Source organism: Cupriavidus sp. SK-3 (assembly GCF_000611145.1).
Classification (GTDB): Bacteria; Pseudomonadota; Gammaproteobacteria; order Burkholderiales; family Burkholderiaceae; genus Cupriavidus.
In genome coordinates this window covers 1-21550 of record NZ_JFJV02000222.1, presented here as the reverse complement: position 1 = coordinate 21550, position 21550 = coordinate 1, and the positions used below count along the sequence as shown (strand labels likewise).

Below are 21550 nucleotides of genomic sequence, written 5' to 3'. Positions count from 1 at the left end.
GGGAGAAGAAAGGGTGCCGGCAACGCAGGTCGAAGCTGGCGAGAGCGCCAGTGCCGCTGCGATGCCCGACGGTGCTTGCTCCCTCTCCCCTCAGGAGCAGAGGGTTGGGGGAGAGGGGGGCAAACCGGAGGTCAGTCAACCCGCTTACTGGTAGCCCTTCGGGAACGGATTGGGCGGAATCAGCGAAGGCGATTCGGCAACCACCTTGAACTGCCCGTCGAGCTGAGCCAGGCCCACGCGCGTCTTGCTCCACAGGTGGTGGTTGGGGTCGACCTTCACATAGCCCTCCGGCGCGGTCTTCAGCTCGATGCCGGGGGAGGAGGCCACCACCTTGTCGATATCGAAGCTGCCCGCTTTTTCCACCGCGGCCTTCCACAGCCAGGGGCCGAGATAGGCAGCCTGCGTGACGTCGCCGATCACCGACTTGCCGCCGTACTTGGTCTTGAAGGCATCCACGAAAGACTTGTTGTTGGGATTGTCGAGCGACTGGAAGTACTTCATGGCGGCGTAGAAACCGGCGATGTTCTCGCCGCCGATGCCGAGCACTTCGTCCTCGGTCACCGAGATGGTCAGCAGGAATTGCTTGTCCGCCGTAATGCCAGCAGCCTTGAGCTGCTTGTAGAAGGCCACGTTGGAGCCGCCCACCACGATGGCGTAGATGCAGTCCGGCTTGGCGATCTTGATCTTGTTGATCAGCGAGTTGAAGTTGGTGTGGCCAAGCGGGTAGTACTCCTCGCCCACCACCTTGAGCTTCTGGAAGTTCTCGATATGCTTGCGCGCGATCTTGTTGGAGGTGCGTGGCCAGATGTAGTCCGAGCCGATCAGGAAGAAACTCTTGGCGCCTTTCTGCCTGGCCGCCCAGTCCAGGCCCCAGATGATCTGCTGCGTGGCTTCCTGGCCGGTGTAGATGACGTTCTTCGACTGCTCCAGCCCTTCATAGAAGGTCGGGTAGTAGAGCAGGCCATTCTCTTTCTCGAAGATCGGCAGAACCGCCTTGCGTGAGGCGGAGGTCCAGCAGCCGAACACGGCCGCCACGCGGTCGTTGACCAGCAGCTTCTTGGACTTCTCGGCGAAGGTGGGCCAGTCGGAGGCGCCGTCTTCCTTGATGACCTTGATCTTGCGCCCGAGGATGCCGCCCGCCGCGTTGATCTGGTCGATGGCCAGTTGTTCGGCCTGGATCGAGCCGGTCTCGGAGATTGCCATGGTGCCGGTGGCGGAGTGCAGCTGGCCCACGGTGACTTCGGTGTCGGTGACGGCCAGCCTGGTGGTGTTCGCGACCGAGGTAGGCACCGCGGCGCGCGCCTGGCCGCTCAGGCCGGCCATGCCGGCAAGAGACAGGGCGGGCAGCGCGGCGAGGCCCTGCATCATGCGGCGCCGCTGCGGCGAGACGGCATCGGCATCTTGGGAGGGAGGGGAACCGTTCGTTTCTTTGTCACGCATGATTGACGCTCCTTGGAGGCGTGGTGAGGTAGGACGGCATTGGCCACGCACGTTGACCGAATACGTTGACCGCATACGATGGCCGGATAGGCAATGAATCACCCTGTGGCCGGATCATGGTGCAGTGCAACCGCGCCTTCCATACGTCATTCAACGTAGGCGCATGCGCAGCCCGGCTGCGCTACGATTCGCGCGCCGCGCCGCGGGGGCTTGCGCCGGGCGCCGCGATGCATCGTGGTGCACGGCACGGCTCTTGCGTCTGCCCGGCACGACCCACGCGAGCGTCTTCCGGAGTCCCGACCCCCATGCCAGCCGCCAGCCAGCCCGTACAGCGCATCAGCAAGATCCGGCGCGACTACAACCGCTGGGTGGCCGACGAGACGCTGGAGGACTACGCGCTGCGTTTTGCACCAAGGACGTTCCGCAAATGGAGCGCCTTTCGCGTGGCCAATACCGCTTTTGGTGCGGTGGCCTTCCTGGCGCTGGAAGCCATCGGCGCGGCCATCACGCTGAGCTATGGCTTTACCAACGCCATGTGGGCTATCGGCGTGGTCAGCCTGGCGATCTTCCTGACCGGGCTGCCGATCTCCTACTACGCGGCCCGTCACGGCGTGGACATGGACCTGCTGGCGCGCGGCGCCGGCTTCGGCTACCTCGGGTCGACCATCACCTCGCTGATCTACGCCAGCTTCACGTTTATCTTCTTCGCGCTGGAAGCGGCCATCATGGCGCAGGCCTTCGAACTGTTGCTCGGGCTGCCGCGATCATTGGGCTACCTGCTGTCGGCCATCGTGGTGATCCCGCTGGTCACGCACGGGGTGACGCTGATCTCGCGCATCCAGCTGTGGACGCAGCCGCTGTGGCTGTTGCTGCTGGCGCTGCCGTATGCGGTGATCTGGTGGCGCGAGCCCGGGCTCTACACTGATTTCCTTTCCTTCAACGGGCGGCTGGCGGAAGGCGACGGCTTCTCGTGGCACGCCTTCGGCGCCGCGGCCACGGTCACGTCCGCGCTGATCGCGCAGATCGGCGAGCAGGTGGATTTCCTGCGCTTCATGCCGGAACTCACGCCGCGCAACCGCTGGCGCTGGTGGAGCGCGCTGATCGCCGCCGGGCCCGGATGGATCGTGCTGGGCGCGGCCAAGATGGCGGGCGGCGCGCTTCTCGCCTTCATCGCGCTGCAGGCCGAGGTGCCGATCGCACACGCGCTGGAGCCCACCCAGATGTACCTGGCGGGCTTCTCGCGCGCGCTCGGGGGCGCGTGGCCGGGCTGGGCGGCGGTGGTGCTGACCGGCCTCTTCGTGTTGCTCTCGCAAACCAAGATCAACATCACCAACGCCTACGCCGGCTCGCTGGCATGGTCGAACGTGTTCGCACGGCTCACGCACAGCCATCCGGGCCGGGTGGTGTGGCTGGCCTTCAATGTGCTGATCGCGGTGATGCTGATGGCCATGGGCGTGTTCGAGGCGCTGGAGCAGGTGCTGGCGCTCTACGCGCACCTGGCCGTGGCGTGGGTCGGCGCCATTGTCGGCGACCTGGTCATCAGCAAGCCGCTCGGGCTGTCGCCGCGCACCATCGAATTCCGCCGCGCGTACCTGTTCGATATCAACCCTGCCGGCTTCGGCGCGATGATGCTGGCGTCGGCGGGATCGATGCTGGTGCACCTGGGCGCGTTCGGCGAGACGTTGCGGCCGGCTTCGATCGGGGTGGGGCTGGTGCTGGCCATCGTTATCCCGCCGGTGATCGCCTTCGCTACCCATAGCCGTTATTTCATCGCGCGCTCGCCGGTGGACTTCGGCCCGCGGCACAAGGTGGTCCGCTGCACCATCTGCCGCAATCCCTTCGAAGTGGAAGACGTAGCAGCCTGCCCCGCGTATCGCGGCCCGATCTGCTCGCTGTGCTGCACGCTGGACGCGCGCTGCGGCGACCGCTGCAAGCCCGGCGCCAGCGCGCAGGAGCAGATTGTCACCGCGCTCACGCGCGTGCTGCCGGCCGGCACGCCGCCGGTGATGGCGCGCCGCATCGGCCAGTTCTGCCTGGTGCTGGCGGGCATGGTGTTCGTGTTCGGCACCTTCCTGTGGCTGCTGTACACGCAGGAGCAATTGTCGGGCGCGCTGGCGGCGGCCTCGTTGCCGCGCGCCGGGCTGTTCCTCAAGATCTTTGCAGGGTTGCTGCTGTTCGCGGCGGTGGCGGCGTGGTGGCTGGTGCTGGCCAACGAAAGCCGGGGCGTGGCGCAGGAAGAATCGGAGCGGCAGAACATGCTGCTGCAAAAGGAAATCGACGCGCACCGCCATACCGATGCCTTGCTGCAGGGCGCGAAGGAAGTCGCGGAGAAGGCCAACGTGGCCAAGAGCCGCTTCATCACCGGCATGAGCCACGAGATGCGCGCGGGGCTGAATTCGATCCTCGGCTATTCGCAACTGCTGTTGCGCGCGGGGCCGCTGCCGCCGGCATTGCGCGAAGACGTACGCACCATCGGGCGTGCCGGCGAGCATCTCTCCAGTCTGGTCGATGGCCTGCTGGAACTGTCGCGCATCGAGGCCGGCAAGCTGCGCCTGGCGCAGGAAGCCGTGGCGCTGGAAGGCCTGTTCGATGAACTGGTGCGCATGTTCCGCCCGCTTGCCGCGGCGCGCGGGCTGGCCTTCCATTACCGCGTGGAAGGCGTGCTGCCCGCGTACGTGCACGGCGATCCCAAGCGGCTGCGCCAGATCGTCATCAATCTGGTCAGCAACGCCATCAAGTTCACGGAGCAGGGCACGGTGACGCTCGCCGTGCGCCACCAGCGCGAGATGGCCACCATCGTGGTGAGCGATACCGGTCCGGGCATCGACGCGGCCGACCACGAGCGCATCTTCGACCCGTTCGAGCGGGCCTGCGGCCACGACGACCGCGACGGCATCGGCCTGGGGCTGGCCATCGTGCGGCTGCTGGCCGACCTGATGGGCGGCGAGATTCGCGTGCGCAGCGCGTCCGGTGCCGGCAGCGAGTTCACGGCACGGCTGTACCTGCCCGCCGTGACGGCGCCGGTGGCGCGCCGGGCGCCCGCGCAGCGCACCCGCCTGCCGGCCGATGCGCGGGTGCTGGTGGTGGACGACCGCGCCGCGCATCGCGCGGTGCTGCTCGGCTTCCTGGCGCCGCTGGGGCTGGCGGTGGATGAGGTGGGCGAGGGCGCGGCGGTACTGCCGGCGGTGCAGCGCTTGCGGCCGCAACTGGTGCTGCTGGACCTCAACCTGCCAGACGCGTCCGGCTGGGACCTGTGCCGCCTGCTGCGCGCGCGGGAACGTCCACCGCTGGTCGTGATCGTCTCCGCCAATGCGCACGAGAACACCGAGGAAGCGCGTGCCACGCACGGCTATTTTGCTTTCGTCAGCAAGCCGGTGCGCGAGGCGGAACTGATCGAGGTGGTCCGGCGCGCGCTGGCGAGCGCGGTGCGGCACGAGAGCAAGGCCGCCGCCGTACACGCGCTGCCTTCGGCCGAGCTGCTGCGCGAGCTGCTGCTGCTCGGCGCCACCGGGCGGCAGCGCGCGCTGGAGGCGCAGCTTTCCGAGCTGGCCGAAGGCGCGGACGCTGCCGCCGCATGGGCGGTGCGCATGCTTGCACTGGCGCGCAGCGATGGCGCTGCACTGACTCACTCTCTTGGCGAGGCGCTTCATGAATCCCGCTCCTGACCTGCAGACCCGCGTACTGGTGGTGGACGACAATGCCGACGCGCGCGGCTTCCTCACGCGCGCCCTGGGCGGCGAGGCCATGGCGGTGCATGCCGCGCACAGCGGCGACGCCGCGCTCGATGCGCTGGCGCTCTTCGAGCCCGACGCGGTGCTGCTCGACGTGGACATGCCGGGCATGGACGGCTTTGCCACCTGCGCGGCGCTGATGGACCGTCATGCCGACCTGCCGGTGATCTTCATGACAGGGCTGGGCGAGACCGGGCATATCGTGCGCGGATTCGAGGTGGGCGCGTGCGACTACGTGACCAAGCCGGTGGCGATTGCCGAGGTGGTGGCGCGGGTGCGCTCGCATGCCGCCAAGGCGCGCCTGGCGCGCAGCGCGCGCGCGGCCGTGCTGGGCAGCGCGGTGGCGATGCTGGCCGCCGATACCGCTGGCCAGCTGATGTGGATGAACACCAGCGCCGCGGCCTTGATGCAGGCGCAGGGCTGGGTGGCCTGCCTGCCGGGCGCGCCGTTGCCGGCGCCGCTGGTGGCAGCGCTGCGGGCGCTGCAGGAGGACGTGGCCACGCCGGGCTTGCTGCCGGGCGGGTTGTCGCTGCGCCGGCTGACAGGCGCGACGGCGGGCGTGATGGTGGTGGAACTCGCCGCGCACCCGGTGCACGCGGCCACGAGCGCGCCGCCGTCGGAACTGACGCCGCGCGAGGCCGAGGTGATGGTCTGGGTGGCGCGCGGCAAGACCAACCGCGACGTGGCCGAGATCCTCGGCATGAGCCCGCGCACCGTCAACAAGCATCTCGAACACATCTACGAGAAGCTCGGGGTGGAAACCCGCACGGCGGCCGTGGCGGCCGCGCAGCGCGGGCTGGCGTAGTGCGTCAGTGCGTCAGTGGGTCATGCGCGCCGGTGCGCCGCGGTGGCGCCGTCATGATCGCAGCGGTGGATCTCCACCGTCACGTGCACCAGTTCCTCGTGGACCGACAGTGCCTGCCTGACGCGCGCGGGTGTCAGCGCGGCGTCGTGCGTGACCAGGCTGGCGATGACGGCGAATTTCTGCTTGCCGACGCGCCATACGTGCAGGTCCGTCACGCGCGTGCCTTCGGGGCCCTGGTCGAAGCCGGCCAGCACCTCGCGCACTTCCTCCACCACCGGGTGATCCATCTCGCGGTCGAGCAGCACCGTGCCGGTCTGCCTGAGCAGGCCCAGTGCCCAGTGGCCGACCAGCGCGGCGCCCACCAGCCCCATCACCGGGTCGAGCCAGCCCAGGCCGAGCCACCAGCCGCCGGCCAGCGCCAGCACCGCCAGCACCGAGGTGGCGGCGTCGGCCAGCACGTGGAGGTAGGCGGAGCGCAGGTTGAGGTCGTGATGGTGGCCGTGATCGTGCCCGTGGTCATGGGCGTGGTCATGGGTGTGGTCATGGCCGTGGCCGTGATCATGATGGGCGCCGCCGAGGATCAGCGCGCAGCCGAGGTTGACCAGCAATCCGACGATGGTCACCGCCATGGCTTCGCGGTAGTGGATGGCCTGCGGGCTGAACAGCCGCTCGACCGAGCCGAACACCATCAGCGCGGCCACGCCGAGCAGGAAGATCGCGCTGGCAAAGCCGGCCAGCACTTCAATCTTCCACGCGCCGAAGGCAAAGCGCTTGTCCGCGGCATAGCGGCGCGCCGCGGCGTAGGCGAAGGCGGTGAGGCCGATCGCCAGCGCGTGCGAGCTCATGTGCCAGCCGTCGGCCAGCAAGGCCATCGAGTTGAACCACAGGCCGGCGGCGATTTCGGCGACCATGGTGACGGCGGTGATCAGCATCACCAGGCGGGTGCCGCGCTCGGCGGCGCGGTTGCCGGTGTCGAATACGTGGCTGTGGGTCCAGCGGGACAGGTCGTTGCTATGCATGGCTTTCCTTGGGGGTGGCGCAAGGGTATCAGCCCCGGTGTTGCTAAGCCGCTTCATCCCTGACGGCGGTGTGGGTTGCTGACACAAGTCTCTGCTATCTTAGGCGCCCGACCTGCCGCTGGCGAACCATCCCAAGAACCGCACTCATGCAAGCCACGAGCACCACGCCAGACGCCGTCGCCCCGGCCGCCATTACCTTGCCTCAGGCCTTCTGGTACTGGCTCAAGCTGGGCTTTATCAGCTTTGGCGGGCCCGCCGGGCAGATCGCCATCATGCATGAGGACCTGGTCGAGCGGCGCCGCTGGATCTCCGAGAGCCGCTTCCTGCACGCGCTCAATTACTGCATGGTGCTGCCCGGCCCGGAAGCGCAGCAACTGGCGACCTATATCGGCTGGCTGATGCATCGCACCTGGGGCGGGGTGATCGCCGGCGGGTTGTTCGTGCTGCCGTCGCTGCTGATCCTGATGCTGCTGTCGTGGATCTACATGCGCTTTGGCGAGGTGCCAGCGGTGGCGGGCGTGCTGTACGGCATCAAGCCGGCGGTGACGGCCATCGTGGTGTCAGCCGCCTGGCGGATCGGCTCGCGGGCGCTGAAGAACAGCTGGCTGTGGGCGATCGCGGCGGCCTCGTTCGTCGCGATCTTCGCGTTCGGGTTGCCGTTCCCCGCCATTGTGCTGGCCGCGGGCGTGATCGGCCATGCAGGCGGCCGGTTCGCGCCGGCGCGCTTCACCGGCGGCGGCGGGCATGGCGCGGGCAAGGCCGGCTTCGGGCCCGCGTTGCTGGACGACCACACGCCCACGCCGGCGCATGCCGTTTTCACCTGGAAGCGCTTCGCGCGGGTGCTGGCGGTTTTCCTGGCGATCTGGGCCCTGGCGACCGGTGCGCTGGCATGGCGCTACGGCTGGCAGGGCACGCTGACGCAAATGGGCTGGTTTTTCACCAAGGCCGCGCTGATGACCTTCGGCGGCGCCTATGCGGTGCTGCCGTACGTCTACCAGGGCGCGGTCGAGCATTACCACTGGCTTACCGCGCCGCAGATGATCGACGGGCTGGCGCTGGGGGAAACCACGCCCGGACCGCTCATCATGGTGGTGGCCTTCGTCGGCTTTGTCGGCGGCTGGACGCATACCGTGCTCGGCGCCGATGCGGCGGTGGCATCGGCCATGGCGGCGGCAACGGTGGTGACCTTCTTCACCTTCCTGCCGTCCTTCCTGTTCATCCTGCTGGGCGGCCCGTTCGTGGAAAGCACCCACGGCAACCTGAAGTTCACCGCGCCGCTGACCGCCATCACGGCGGCGGTGGTGGGCGTGATCGTCAACCTGGCGGTGTTCTTCGCCTATCACGTGCTGTGGCCGGCCGGGCTGCACGGGCGCTTCGACTGGCCCTCGGCCCTGATCGGGCTGGCCGCGGCGGTGGCGCTGTTCCGCTTCAAGGCCGGGGTGATCCCCGTCATCCTCGGTTGCGGGGCCGCCGGGCTGGCGCTGGCATTCCTGCGCGGCTAGCGGCTACCAGCCGCTATAGGGGGCGCCCTGCACGCGGTGCGCCGCGAAGTGCTCCGCCAGGAAATCGACAAAGGCGCGCACCTTGGCGGTGAGGTGGTCGCGCGTGAGGAATACCGCGAACACGTCGGCGGGCGGCGTTTCCCAGTCGGGCAGCACTTGCCGCAGCCGCCCGGACCGGAGCATCGGCGCCACCTCCCATTCGGAGCGCATCAGGATGCCGTGGCCTTGCAAGGCCCAGCCGAGCGCCACTTCGCCGTCGTTGGTGCTGGCCGGCCCGCGCACCTTGACGGTCTCCTGCCGGCTCGCCGAGTGCAGTTGCCAGGTGCCGTAGGTGGCATCGCTTTCCCGGATCACGATGCAGCGGTGTTGCTGCAGTTCGCGCGGCGAGCCCGGCGCGCCGTGGCGGGCCAGGTAGCGCGGCGATGCGCACAGCAGGCGGCGATTGTGGGCGAGGGGCCTGGCGGCGAGGCGCGCATCGGGCAGGTCGCCCACGCGGATGCCGACATCGAAGCCGGCTTCGGCCAGGTTGAGCGGCCGGTCGGTCAGTTCAAGCTGCACCTCCACCTCTGGGCAGGCCAGCAGGAAGGCGCCCACTGCCGGCGCCACGTGACGCCGGCCGAAGCCGAGCGTGGCGTTGACCCGCAGCAGCCCGCGCGGCGCTACCCGGCTGCCGCCCAGTCCCTGTTCCAGTTCCTCCAGTTCGGCCAGGATGCGCGCGCCCTGCGCGAGGTAAGCCTCGCCCTCCTGCGTCACGCTCAGGCGGCGCGTGGTGCGGTTGAGCAGGCGCACGCCAAGGCGCGTTTCCAGGGCCGTCAGCCGCTTGCTGGCCGCGGATGGCGTGATGCCGGACTGCTGGGCCGCGCCGGCCAGGCTGCCGCGCTTGACCAGGGTGACGAAGAAGGCTAGGTCGGAGAAGTTGTCCACGATGCGGAACGATGCGGTAGGCCCGGGATTGGTGAATCAGGAGACTGAATGAAAGTCTGCAGATGAAATTATAGCGATGGGTTCAATGGTTAAACTGGTCTCTCGATGCGCTTCAACCCAATTCAACGCCATTCAACGCAGGCAGAGCCCCATGTCAGGCCTTACCTTCTATCGCAAGCTGGTGGATTCGCATACCGTGGCCGCGCTCGACGCCGATCACGTGTTGCTCTACGCGGATCTGCACCTGATGAACGAGTACACCAGCCCGCAGGCATTCGCCGGGCTGGCCGCGCAGGGCCGGGGCGTGCCGTCGCCTGGCCAGCAGGTGGCGGTGGTGGACCATGTCATCCCCACTCATGCGGAAAGCCCGCGCCGCATACAGGATCCTGCCTCGGCGCTGCAGGCGCGCAATCTCAAGCGCAACTGCGTGCAGCACGGCATACCCCTGTTCGACACCGACGATGCCCTGCAGGGCATCGAGCACGTGATCGCGCCCGAGCACGGCATGATCCGGCCCGGCATGGTGGTGCTGTGCGGCGACAGCCATACCACCACCTACGGCGCGCTGGGCGCGCTCGGCTTCGGCATCGGCACGTCGGAGGTGGAGCATGTGCTGGCCACGCAGACGCTGGTCTACCGTGTGGCGAAGGACATGCGCATCCGCGTGAACGGCATGCTGCCGCGCGGCATCACCGCGAAGGACCTGATCCTGCATATCATCAGCCGCATCGGCGCCCAGGGCGCGCGCGGCTATGTGGTGGAATTTGCCGGCAGTGCCATCGATGCGCTCACCATCGAGGCGCGCATGACGCTTTGCAATATGACGGTGGAAGCTGGCGCGCGCGGCGCGCTGATCGCACCGGATGCGCGTGCCATCGACTACGTGCTGGCACGCGCAGCGGATATCGACGCAACGATGCGCGAGCGCGCGCTGGCATGCTGGCGCGATCTGCGTTCGGATGCGGATGCGCGCTTCGATAGCGAGCTGGGATTCGACGCCGGCAACGTCGCGCCCTATGTGAGCTGGGGCACCAGCCCCGACCAGGCCATCCCCATCGACGCGCGCGTCCCACTGGTGGAGGAAGCCGCCGACGAAACGGCGCGCAGCGCCGCCGCCAAGGCGCTCGGCTATATCGGCCTGCAGGCGGGCGCCTCGCTCGAGGGCTTGCCGGTGCAGCGCGTGTTTATCGGCTCGTGCACCAACGGCCGCATCGAAGACCTGCGCGCGGTGGCCGCCATCGTGCGCGGGCGCAAGGTGGCCGAAGGCGTGCGCGCCATGGTGGTGCCCGGCTCGGGCGCGGTGCGCCGGCAGGCCGAGGACGAAGGCATTGCGCGGGTACTGCTCGATGCCGGCTTCGAGTGGCGCAAGCCCGGCTGCTCCATGTGCCTGGCCATGAATGACGACGTGCTCGCGCCGGGCGAGCGCTGCGCCTCCACCACCAACCGCAATTTCGAGGGACGCCAGGGGCGCGCCGGGCGCACCCACCTGATGAGTCCCGCGATGGCCGCCGCCGCCGCGCTGACCGGCTGTATCACCGATGTACGCCGCCTGGAGCATACCGATGCCTGATTCGATGCCTGACCCCGATGCCGATCTGATCGCCGCCCTCGGCGCGCCCCTGCCCATCGGCAATCTCGACACCGACCAGATCATGCCCAAGCAGTTCTTGCGCATCATCGACAAGGCCGGGCTGGACCGTGGCCTGCTCTACGATTTGCGCTTCGACGCGCAAGGTGTGCCGCGCCAGGAGTTCGTGCTCAACCAGCCGCGTTACCGGGGCGCGGGCGTGCTGGTGGCGGGACCCAACTTCGGATGTGGTTCGAGCCGCGAGCACGCGGTGTGGGGCCTGCAGCAATTCGGCATCCGCGCGGTGATCGCGCCGAGCTTTGGCGAGATTTTTTACTCGAATGCGATCAACAACCGCCTGCTGCTGGTGATGCTGCGGCAGTCCGAAGTGGACGCGCTGATGGCCGAGGTGTCGCGCGAAGTGCCGGCCAGGATCGAGATCGACCTCGCGGCCATGACGGTGAGCGCGGGTGCCGTGCGCGCCGGCTTCACGCTGGCCGAGCGCCATCGCACCCTGTTCCGCCAGGGCCTGGACATGATCGGCGCGACGCTGGCACAGTCGTCGCGGATCGCCGGGTTCGCGCGGCGGCATCACCATGCGCAGCCCTGGCTGCAGGACGTCGCCGCCAAGACCATGGCGCGGCTGTCCGTCTGAAGGAGGACCGATCGTGTTCGAAGGTTTTACCCCGCGCCGCATCCGCTGCGGCGAAGTCGAGATCAATGCCGTCGTCGGCGGCCAGGGCCCGGCCTTGCTGCTGCTGCATGGCCATCCGCAAACGCATGTGATCTGGCACAAGGTGGCCGGCGCGCTGGCCCGGCATTTCACCGTGGTCGCCACCGACCTGCGCGGTTACGGCGACAGCGGCAAGCCCGCCGGGCTGCCCGACCATGCCAACTACAGCAAGCGCAGCATGGCGCAGGACCAGGTGGCAGTGATGCGCGCGCTGGGCTTCGAGCGCTTCCTGGTGATGGCGCACGATCGGGGTGCGCGCGTGGCCCACCGCATGGCGCTGGACCATCCGGATGCCGTGCGGCGGCTGGTCACGCTCGATATCGCGCCCACGCTGGCGATGTACGAGCAGACCAACCTGCAGTTCGCGCTGGCGTACTACCACTGGTTCTTCCTGATCCGGCCCGCGCCGTTTCCCGAGACGCTGATCGAGGCCGATCCGGCGCTCTACCTGCGCAACACCATGGGCAGCCGCAGCGCCGGGCTGGCGCCATTCACGCAGGCGGCCATGGCCGAGTATCTGCGCTGCCTCAGCCTGCCCGGCGCGGCGCACGGCTTGTGCGAGGACTACCGCGCCAGCGCCTCGGTCGATCTCGATCACGACCGTGCCGACCTGGCCGCGGGGCGCAAGGTCGAGTGCGGCATGCTGGCGCTGTGGGGCGAACAGGGCGCCGTGGGCCGCTGCTTCGCGCCGCTGGAAGAGTGGCGCAAGGTGGCGCGCAGCGTGGATGGCAAGAGCCTGCCTTGCGGGCATTACATCGCGGAGGAAGCGCCGGCATTGCTGCTGGAGGAAACGTTGCCCTTCCTGCTGGGCGCAGGCTGAGCGCGCCGGGCGCGCGGCAGGCGGTGGATGCATGACGCGCCGGGCTGGCTTACACTCGCTGTCTTCGCACCCGTGCCCAACCGATCGCGTCTCGCCCATCCATGCCGCCCCGCAAGAACCCCGCCGCCGATACGCTTGCCGAAAGCCGCGCCACCAGCGACCAGGCCATCCAGTTGCTGGACGCCGCCGTGCGCCATGTGCTGGAGCACGGCATCGGCGACCTTTCGCTGCGCAATATCGCCGAAGCGGTCGGTACCAGCCACCGCATGCTGATCTACTACTTCGGCTCCGGCGATCAGTTCTGGGAAGCGGTGCTGCGCCGCATCCGGCATGCCGAACTGGATGCACGCGCCAGCCTGGCCGCCAGCGAGGCCGATCCCGCGCGGGCGCTGGAAGTGGCCTGGGCGCGCTACTCGGCGGACAACTACCTGCCCATCATCCAGTTGCTGTTCGAGATATACGGACGCGCCATTCGCGATCGCGAGCGCTTCCATGTCTTCCTCGATGACGTGATCGGCAGCTGGACCGGCGCGCTGACCGAGCGCTTTCACAAGCAGCTCGGGTTGAGCACCAGCGAGGCGAAGCTGCGTGCCCGAGTCGAGGTGGCCACGATGCGCGGGCTGCTGCTGGATCTCGTTACCACGGGCGATCGCAAGGGCACCACCGCCGCGCTGAAGTATTTCGCGCGCATGCAGAACGCGCCCAGGGCGGCGGGCGCAAAGCCCGGCCACGAAGCCTGATCCCGACGCGGCGCCATCACGGCGCCGCGCAGCAGTTCTTGCCGCGGCAACGCGTCTCCGCTTCCCTTTCAAGCTTTCTCACCGGCTCTTGCCTCGATGGCAGGCCCCGTGCCGGTCCTGTTTTCTTTCGCGTGTACCACATGGTACAGTAAACCGGACGCGTCCGTCATGAGGCGCGTCCAAGGGGCTCGAAAGGAGAACGATATGAAGAGACGAACGCTGATAGTGGGCGCCGCGCTAGCCGTGGCGGGAATGTCATATGGCGCCGCCGGCCGGGCGGAGGCGTGGCCGCAGCGCCCAGTGCGGCTCGTGGTGCCACAGGCCGGCGGCACCGGCAACGACGTGCTCGCGCGCGCATTGGCCGAAGCGCTTGGCAAGCGCTGGGGGCGCAGCGTGGTGGTGGAAAACAGGCCAGGCGCCAATGGCGTACTGGCGATCAACTACGTGCTGCAACAACCGGCCGATGGCTACACGCTGTTCTTCGCCGGCGTTTCCAACCTGGCTTTCAATCCCTTCCTGTATCCCTCGCTGCCCTATGTGCCGCAGCGCGACCTGGCCGGCGTGGCGATGCTGGCGAACTCGCCCTTCGTGCTGGTGGTGGCGCCGGCCATGCATGCCACCAGCTTCGCGGAGTTCGTGCGGCTGGCCAAGGCGCGGCCGGGCGGCATCAGCTATGCCTCCGGTGGCATCGGCAACTCCACGCACCTGGCCATGGAACTGGTGGCCGAGCGTGCCGGCATCAAGCTGCAGCATGTGCCGTTCAACGGCGCCGGCGGATCGACCAGCCTGATGTCGGGCGAGACCCCGGCGATGATGAACGTGCTGGCGGGCGTGCAGCCCTATATCACCGGCAAGAAGCTGGTGCCGCTGGCGGTGACCGGCGAGCGGCGCCTGGCGGCGCTGCCCGATGTGCCCACATTCAAGGAGCTTGGCTACGACGTGGCGGTGCCGGGCTGGTACGCGATCGTCGCCAGGTCCGGCACGCCGGCGCCGCTGGTGCGCAAGATCAATGCCGACATCGATGCGGCCATGGACGAGCCCGCGTTCAAGGACAAGCTGGCCAACCAGTTCCTGGAGCCGATCAAGGGCCCGCCTGACGAAGTGCAGCGCTATATGCAGCGCGACGCGCAGGCCTGGGGCCCGCTGATCCGCAAGCTCGGCATCGCCCTTTGATCCGCACCACGCCTGGCTTTACCGCACCGACTTTCAAGGAGACAAGACATGCCCCAGATCACGACCGCCGTGCGCGACTACCGACTGTCCATGATGCACGCGCTGATGGACCGCCTCCGCGTTGACGCGCTGGTATTCGCCACCCCGGACTTCTTCCAGTTCGCCACCAATTTCCAGCTTGATGTCTGGCCGTGGGAGCGTCCCGTATTTGTGTTCGTGCCGCGCAACGGCGAGCCCTTCGCGGTGATGAATGAGCTGTCCACCAACCATATGCGCTTGTGCGCGGAAAAGGAGAAGGTCTGGCTGCGCGATGTGACCTACTATGCCGAGCATCCGCGTGTCTCGCGGCGGCTGGCGCTGGCGCCGCAGTTGCCAGAGGTGGTGGCGTCGCTGCTGGCCGCGCACGGGCTGGGCGGTTCGCGCATTGCCGTCGATGTGGCGCACCCGATCCTGGCGGCGGCGCAGCGCTACCTGCCCGAGCTTACTTTGCGCCCGGCCCTGGCCGAGATGCGCGGCATGCGCTGGGTCAAGCATGCCGAGGAACTGCAGGTGATGCGTGAACTGGGGGCGCTGACCGACTGGGTGCAGGACCGCTATCGCGAGAATATCCGCGCAGGCCGGCTGGTGCAGGAGCTGGACCACGCCATGTCGGCGCTGATGGTGGAGGAAGCGGCGCGCCGTTTCCCCGGCGAGGATTTCGACATTCTCAAGTGCTGGACACTGACGGGGCCCGCCTCGGCGTCGCCGCATGGCGACGGCGCCGCGTGCGGGGCGCGCATCGCGGCCGGCGACACCATCGTCAACCTGATCCTGCCGCGCCTGAATGGCTACTACGTCGAGAACGAACGCACCTGGTTCTGCGGCAGGCCGGATGCGCGCCAGGCACATTGCTACGAGGTCGCCGCCGAAGCCACCGATGCCGCGGTAGCGGCCGCGGTGACCGGACGCCGCGTCTGCGATATGGACGCTGCGGCACAGGCCGTGATCGAGCGCGCGGGCCTGGGCGAGTACATCTTTCACCGCACCGGCCACGCGGTCGGCCTGATGCTGCACGAGTACCCGGAAGACATGGCCTTCAATACGCGGGCGCTGTTGCAGGGCGAGGTGTACTCGGCCGAGCCCGGCATCTATGTCTACGGATTGGGGGGCTTCCGGCTGGACGATACGGTGGTGGTGGGCGAACGCCCCGAGGTCATCGTGAAGACGCCAAAGACGCTGGAATACGCAACGGTGGGGTGAGAGGCGGGTGCCGCCGGGCACCACAGGCCAGGAGGGTTGACGCACTGCGGCAACAGGGCTCTGGTACCGCAAGCATTACTCTGCCCGGAGGCGCATAATCCCTGACCATTAAGTCAGGCCCTAGCCGAATCCGCGTCAGCCCTCAACATACATTCACGGATGGATGTATAATTCCGGAATTATTCGCTTGTCCCCAGGCGTTTGTTGCGGAAATTGACATGACTTACCGATTTATTGCCGGATGCATGAGCGCCTGGCTCGCGATCTGCGTGACCGCGAGCTGGGTGGTGGAACGCCTCTGGTCCTGAGTACGGGTGGTCGGCCTTGCCGCTGGGAGGTGGCAAGGTTTTCGCTAGGACTTGCCATTCTTCGCGGTATTCACCACCCACCATGCACATGACCAGAAAGAAGAACGACGCCGGCCTTGCCCACCGGCTTGTAACGCATATCAAGGCGCTTGGCGCCGTGGCTGCCCTTGGTACCAGCGCGCTGGCGCATGCCGATCCCGGGGTGCACGTGGCCTTCGGCCGCGATCCTGGCCACAACCTCAACAAGTACGAAATCGGCGTCAACTGGGATTCAGGCTTTGCCTGGGGCAACCCGCAGGGCTGGCTGGTCAAGCTGCAGTGGGAGGCCGAACTGGCCGAATGGAATGCCCGCAGCGGCACCAATGCCCAGAATGTGACCGAGTTCGGTTTTTCGCCGATCTTTCGCCTGGAAAAGCGCGGCGGCTCGCTGGTCCCCTTCCTGGAAGCTTCGGTAGGCGTGCGCATGATGAGCCACAAGGCCACCTCGGACGAGCACCGCTCCGGCAGCCTGTTCCAGTTCTCCGACATGATCGGCGTAGGCATGGCATTCGGCCCCAAGACTGCCTACGAAGCCGGCTTCCGCTACCAGCATGTCTCCAATGCCGGTATCAAGCAGCCCAATCCGGGTAGCGGTTTTTACACGGGTTACATGCGTTATCGTTTCTGAACCCGCAACGGCGGCTGGCCCGGGCCGGCGCTCAGGCCAGCTTGACCATGCCGGCACGCGGATTGCGCGCCGCGCGCGAGGCCGGCTCGGGAAGCCCGGTCTCCGCCCCCCGGCTATCCGCGCCGCGCAGCGTGTCGAAAAAGCGCCATAGCGCGGGCGCGTCGGTGGTCGCGACATTGAACCGTATCCAGGGCGAGTCGCCTTCTTCCGGCTCGAAGTAGGAGCCCGGTGCCAGCCAGATGCCGTGCTCCAGTGCCAGCGTTGCCAGCCGGTTGCCTGACAGGGCGGCCTGCTCGTTCCCGTCTTGCGGGCGCATCCGTGCCCAGGCAAACATGCCGCCTTCCGGGCGCAGCAGCACTTCCAGCCCGTGCGCTTCCATCTTCTCCGTAATCCGGTCCTGCTGGGCGCGCAGCCGTTCGGCCAGCGCCGCCACGTGGCGGCCGTAGTGGCCGCTGGTCAGCACCGAATACACGAGCCGTTCCGTTACTTCCGATGACGTCAGCCCCACCGCCATCTTGGTGCGGGCCAGCGCCTTGGCCAGATCGGGGCTGGCTGCCAGGTAGCCCACCCGCAGCGACGGCGTGATGGTCTTGGAAAAACCGTTGATGTAGATCACGTGCGAGAGGCCGTCCATGGCCGCCAGCATGGGCGAGCCGGCGGGCGCCAGCTCGCGGTAGATATCGTCCTCCACGACCAGCAGCCGGTATTGCTCGGCCAGTTGCAGCACGCGGTGCGCGTTCATGCTGGTAAGCGTGCCGCCGGTGGGATTCTGCAGCACGGTGTTGACGAACAGGGCACGCGGCGCATGGCTCCTGATGGCGTGGTCGAGCGCGTCGGTGTCCAGCCCGCTGGCGGTGCGGCGCACGCCGATCACCTGCAGCCCCGCCAGGCGCAGGATCTGCAGCAGGTTGCAGTAGCACGGGTCTTCCACCAGCACCGTGTCGCCCGGCCGCAGCAAGGTGCGCACCACCAGGTCCAGCGCCTGCGTGGCGCCCTGGGTCAGCACCACCTGCTGGGCCTGGACCGGCATGCCGTACTGGCTGAGGCCGGCGGCGATATGCTCGCGCAGCGCGCCAAAGCCGTAAGGATGGCCATAGCCCGAGACCTGCGCCGCGGGCACCCGCGCCGCGGCGCGCATGGCCTGGTGCAGTCCCTCCTCGTTGAGCCAGTCGCCGGGCAGCCAGCCCGCGCCCGCCTTGATGGGCACCGAATGGTCGGCGAACACGTCGGACAACAGCCAGGCGGCATTCAGCCCCGGTGCCTCCCAGCGCGCCGCCGGCGCCTGGCCGGCCGGTGCGTGGCGGTGCGCCACGGTATAGCCGGAACCCACGCGCGCGCCGAGGTAGCCCAGCGCGGTCAGGCGGCCGTAGGCCTCGGCCACGGTGAATGTGCTGACCCCATGCTGTTGGGCGAAGCGCCGCACCGAGGGCAGCGCCACGCCGGCGCGCAGCACGCGGCGGTCGATCAGGCTGGCGATGCCGGCCACGATCTGTTCGGTCAGGGTGTCCCCGCTGCGCCGGCTGCGGACCAGTTCAAGGTTTAGCATGCGTCATATGTCAGAATCAACCTGTACAGTTTAGTGGCCGTAGTGGTGCGATGGGAAGCGTCTTCGTCCCGCGCGGCATTGCGGCGCCGCAGCGCGAACATGGCTTCCGGGGCGGGATTGCGCGCCGCGGGGCACGCCGGGGCCGAGCATGGCGGCAAGCCGGCATGTAGCGCGCCTTTTGAATTCTGTACGGTTGTCATAGTCTTAACTGTACGGTCAGGTGATGTTTTGCCGACCGTATATTCTTTAAGCCGGGCCGGGCCGCTACAGTGGCCGCATTCGCCAGAATCACTCGACAACCCCGGTGCGGCGCAACCGCCGCCGCCCGAGCCAATGCCCTGAGGAGGACGTATGGATGCCGCCAAGACCGTGATCCCCGATCTCGATGCCCTGTGGATGCCGTTTACCGCCAACCGCCAGTACAAGGCGGCGCCGCGCCTGCTCGCCTCGGCCAGCGGCATGTACTACACCTCGCATGACGGCCGCCAGATCCTCGACGGTTGCGCCGGCCTGTGGTGCGTGGCTGCCGGCCACTGCCGCAAGGAGATCTCGGAAGCGGTCGCGCGGCAGGTGCAGACCCTGGACTATGCGCCGCCATTCCAGATGAGCCACCCGCTGACATTCGAGGCCGCCACCAAGCTGGCCGCCATCATGCCGTCCGGGCTGGACCGCATCTTCTTCACCAACTCGGGTTCGGAATCGGTCGACACCGCGCTGAAGATCGCGCTGGCGTACCACCGCGCGCGCGGCGAAGGCCAGCGCACCCGCTTTATCGGCCGCGAGCGCGGCTATCACGGCGTGGGCTTCGGCGGCATGGCGGTGGGCGGCATCGGCGGCAACCGCAAGGCCTTCTCGGCCAACCTGATGCCTGGCACGGACCACCTGCCGGCCACGCTCAATATTGCCGAGGCTGCCTACTCCAAGGGCCAGCCGCAATGGGGCGGGCACCTGGCCGAGGACCTGGAGCGCATCCTGGCCCTGCACGATCCGTCCAACGTGGCAGCCGTGATCGTCGAGCCGCTGGCCGGTTCGGCCGGCGTGCTGGTGCCGCCGGTGGGCTATCTCGAAAAGCTGCGCGAGATCACCAGCAAGCACGGCATCCTGCTGATCTTCGACGAAGTCATCACCGCCTTCGGCCGCCTGGGCGCGGCCACTGCCGCCGAGCGCTTCAAGGTCACGCCGGACCTGATCACCATGGCCAAGGCCATCAACAACGCGGCTGTGCCGATGGGCGCGGTGGCGGTCAGGCGCGAAGTGCACGACACCGTGGTCAACTCCGCCGCGCCGGGCGCGATCGAGTTCCTGCACGGCTACACCTATTCCGGCCATCCGCTGGCAGCGGCCGCGGCCATCGCCACGCTGGATATCTACAAGAACGAGAACCTGTTCGGCCGTGCCGCCGAACTGGCGCCCAAGTTTGAAGCCGCTGTGCACGCCGTGCGCGGCGCCCCCCACGTGAAGGACATCCGCAACCTCGGCATGGTGGCCGGCATAGAACTGGAGCCGCGTCCCGGCCAGCCCGGCGCGCGCGGCTACGAGGCCTTCCTCAAATGCCTGGAACGCGGCGTGCTGGTGCGCTACACCGGCGATATCCTCGCCTTCTCGCCGCCGTTGATCATCACGGAAGAGCAGATCGGCGAAATGTTCGACACCGTGAAGAAGGTCCTGCAGGAAGTGCAGTAAGCACGCATGGCAGGAACAACACAAGGAACACTGACGTGAACATCGCAGAAAACCGGCAGATCGCCGACATCGCGCACTACATCGGTGGCACCGTGCGCGCCGCCTCGTCGGACCGTTATGCCGACGTATTCAACCCCGCCACCGGCGCGGTGGCCGGGCGCGTGGCGCTAGGCTCCGCGCAGGACGTGGATGCCGCGGTAGCTGCAGCGCACGCGGCCTTCCCGGCCTGGTCAGAGACCGCGCCGCTCAAGCGCGCCCGCATCCTGTTCAAGTTCAAGGAGCTGCTCGACCGCCACCATGACGACCTCGCCGCGCTGATCACGCGCGAGCACGGCAAGGTGTTCTCGGACGCCAAGGGCGAAGTCACCCGCGGCATCGAAGTGGTGGAATTCGCCTGCGGCATTCCCAACCTGCTCAAGACCGACTTCACCGACAACATCGGCGGCGGCATCGACAACTGGAACCTGCGCCAGCCGCTGGGTGTGGTGGCCGGCATCACGCCGTTCAACTTCCCGGTGATGGTGCCGATGTGGATGTTCCCGGTGGCGCTGGCCTGCGGCAACACCTTTGTGCTCAAGCCGTCCGAGCGCGATCCCTCGCCCTCGCTGCTGATCGCCGACCTGCTCAAGCAGGCCGGCCTGCCGGACGGCGTGTTCAACGTGGTGCAGGGCGGCAAGGAAGCCGTCGACGCGCTGCTGGCGCACAAGGATGTGCAGGCGCTGTCCTTCGTCGGCTCGACCCCGATCGCCGAGTACATCTATACCGAGGGCACGAAGCACGGCAAGCGCGTGCAGGCCCTGGGCGGCGCCAAGAACCACCTGGTGGTGATGCCCGACGCCGACCTCGACCAGGCTGTGGACGCACTGATCGGCGCGGCCTATGGCTCGGCAGGCGAACGCTGCATGGCGATCTCCGTAGCCGTGGCGGTGGGCGACGTCGCCGACAAGCTGGTCCCGCGCCTGGCCGAACGCGCGCAGTCGCTGAAGATCCGCAACGGCATGGAAGCCGATGCCGAGATGGGTCCGCTGGTGACCGCCGCGCACAAGGCCAAGGTGGAAGGCTATATCGCCAAGGGCGTGGAAGAGGGTGCGAAGCTGGTGACCGATGGCCGCGGCCACAAGGTCGAAGGGCATGAAGATGGCTTCTATGTCGGCGGCACGCTGTTCGACAATGTCACGCCGGACATGACGATCTACAAGGAAGAGATCTTCGGGCCGGTGTTGTCGGTGGTGCGGGTGCATGACTTTGCCCAGGCGGTGGACCTGATCAACGCGCACGAGTATGGCAATGGCGTGTCGTGCTATACGAGCGACGGCGGCGTGGCGCGCGCTTTCTCGCGCCAGATCCAGGTTGGCATGGTCGGCATCAACGTGCCGATTCCGGTGCCGATGGCATGGCACTCCTTTGGCGGGTGGAAGCGTTCGCTGTTCGGCGATCACCATGCTTATGGTGAAGAAGGCATTCGCTTCTATACGCGGTACAAGAGCATCATGCAGCGCTGGCCGGACAGCATCGGCAAGGGTGCGGAATTTACGATGCCGGTGGCTAAGTGAGGGTTTTGGGTTGGGCTGGATGATGGGGGGCACGTTTTTTTTGTGGGGGTGGTCGCTGTTTCTTTGAACGGCGATGGTTATTGCACCCAAGTGCGTACGA

At 67.6% G+C, this 21550-nt stretch carries 16 protein-coding genes; 12 read left to right on the top strand and 4 right to left on the bottom strand.

Annotated features, from left to right (window positions below):
- Window positions 1-144 precede the first annotated feature (144 nt).
- Window positions 145-1440 carry an urea ABC transporter substrate-binding protein gene (gene urtA / locus CF70_RS22485; RefSeq protein ID WP_035869933.1) on the bottom strand — a complete coding sequence of 432 codons (1296 nt, stop codon included), beginning with the start codon at window positions 1438-1440 and terminating at the stop codon, window positions 145-147.
- Window positions 1441-1745: 305 nt separating this feature from the next.
- On the opposite strand from urtA, the gene CF70_RS22480 reads away from it, so the two are divergent.
- On the top strand, window positions 1746-5105 hold the full coding sequence (locus CF70_RS22480; RefSeq protein ID WP_035869929.1) for an ATP-binding protein: 3360 nt from the start codon (window positions 1746-1748) through the stop codon (window positions 5103-5105).
- Entirely contained in the window at window positions 5089-5976 is an 888-nt protein-coding gene (locus CF70_RS22475; protein ID WP_035869926.1) for a response regulator, read from the top strand. The genes CF70_RS22480 and CF70_RS22475 overlap by 17 nt, the downstream gene beginning before the upstream one ends.
- A 20-nt stretch (window positions 5977-5996) precedes the next feature.
- On the opposite strand, the gene dmeF is transcribed toward CF70_RS22475, so the two are convergent.
- The gene (gene dmeF / locus CF70_RS22470) at window positions 5997-6995 is read right to left on the bottom strand and encodes a CDF family Co(II)/Ni(II) efflux transporter DmeF (RefSeq protein ID WP_035869920.1); all 999 of its coding nucleotides are present in this window, start codon (window positions 6993-6995) and stop codon (window positions 5997-5999) included.
- 146 nt (window positions 6996-7141) lie between these two features.
- Here dmeF and chrA point away from each other — a divergent pair, with 146 nt between their 5' ends.
- Entirely contained in the window at window positions 7142-8497 is a 1356-nt protein-coding gene (gene chrA / locus CF70_RS22465) for a chromate efflux transporter (protein ID WP_035869915.1), read from the top strand.
- Between the two features lie 3 nt (window positions 8498-8500).
- Here the strand turns inward: chrA and CF70_RS22460 are convergent, their stop codons facing one another.
- Entirely contained in the window at window positions 8501-9421 is a 921-nt protein-coding gene (locus CF70_RS22460; protein ID WP_035869911.1) for a LysR family transcriptional regulator, read from the bottom strand.
- A 151-nt stretch (window positions 9422-9572) separates the two neighbouring features.
- Here CF70_RS22460 and leuC point away from each other — a divergent pair, with 151 nt between their 5' ends.
- From leuC to CF70_RS22425, 7 genes are all read left to right on the top strand, one after another.
- Window positions 9573-10991: a 3-isopropylmalate dehydratase large subunit gene (leuC, locus tag CF70_RS22455; RefSeq protein WP_035869908.1), complete on the top strand. Its 1419-nt coding sequence runs from the start codon at window positions 9573-9575 to the stop codon at window positions 10989-10991.
- Window positions 10984-11643 carry a 3-isopropylmalate dehydratase small subunit gene (leuD, locus tag CF70_RS22450; RefSeq protein ID WP_235185160.1) on the top strand — a complete coding sequence of 220 codons (660 nt, stop codon included), beginning with the start codon at window positions 10984-10986 and terminating at the stop codon, window positions 11641-11643. Before leuC ends, leuD begins: the two co-directional genes overlap by 8 nt.
- Before the next feature lie 13 nt (window positions 11644-11656).
- Window positions 11657-12541 (top strand): alpha/beta fold hydrolase, encoded by an 885-nt coding sequence (locus CF70_RS22445; RefSeq protein ID WP_035869906.1) that lies wholly within the window; start codon window positions 11657-11659, stop codon window positions 12539-12541.
- A gap of 101 nt (window positions 12542-12642) precedes the next feature.
- A complete protein-coding gene (locus CF70_RS22440) occupies window positions 12643-13281 on the top strand; it encodes a TetR/AcrR family transcriptional regulator (protein ID WP_035869903.1) in 639 nt (212 codons plus the stop codon).
- A gap of 204 nt (window positions 13282-13485) precedes the next feature.
- Window positions 13486-14454: a Bug family tripartite tricarboxylate transporter substrate binding protein gene (locus tag CF70_RS22435; protein WP_035869899.1), complete on the top strand. Its 969-nt coding sequence runs from the start codon at window positions 13486-13488 to the stop codon at window positions 14452-14454.
- Window positions 14455-14502: 48 nt separating this feature from the next.
- Window positions 14503-15693, top strand: a complete 1191-nt coding sequence (locus tag CF70_RS22430) for a M24 family metallopeptidase (protein ID WP_035869895.1) — start codon at window positions 14503-14505, stop codon at window positions 15691-15693.
- A 396-nt stretch (window positions 15694-16089) separates the two neighbouring features.
- Window positions 16090-16668, top strand: coding sequence for an acyloxyacyl hydrolase (locus CF70_RS22425; RefSeq protein WP_035869967.1), 579 nt, complete (start codon window positions 16090-16092; stop codon window positions 16666-16668).
- 31 nt (window positions 16669-16699) lie between these two features.
- On the opposite strand, the gene CF70_RS22420 is transcribed toward CF70_RS22425, so the two are convergent.
- Window positions 16700-18214: a PLP-dependent aminotransferase family protein gene (locus tag CF70_RS22420; RefSeq protein WP_035869893.1), complete on the bottom strand. Its 1515-nt coding sequence runs from the start codon at window positions 18212-18214 to the stop codon at window positions 16700-16702.
- A 351-nt stretch (window positions 18215-18565) separates the two neighbouring features.
- Here CF70_RS22420 and CF70_RS22415 point away from each other — a divergent pair, with 351 nt between their 5' ends.
- On the top strand, window positions 18566-19897 hold the full coding sequence (locus tag CF70_RS22415) for an aspartate aminotransferase family protein (RefSeq protein WP_035869889.1): 1332 nt from the start codon (window positions 18566-18568) through the stop codon (window positions 19895-19897).
- Window positions 19898-19932: 35 nt separating this feature from the next.
- A complete protein-coding gene (locus CF70_RS22410; protein WP_035869886.1) occupies window positions 19933-21450 on the top strand; it encodes a CoA-acylating methylmalonate-semialdehyde dehydrogenase in 1518 nt (505 codons plus the stop codon).
- Window positions 21451-21550 lie beyond the last annotated feature (100 nt).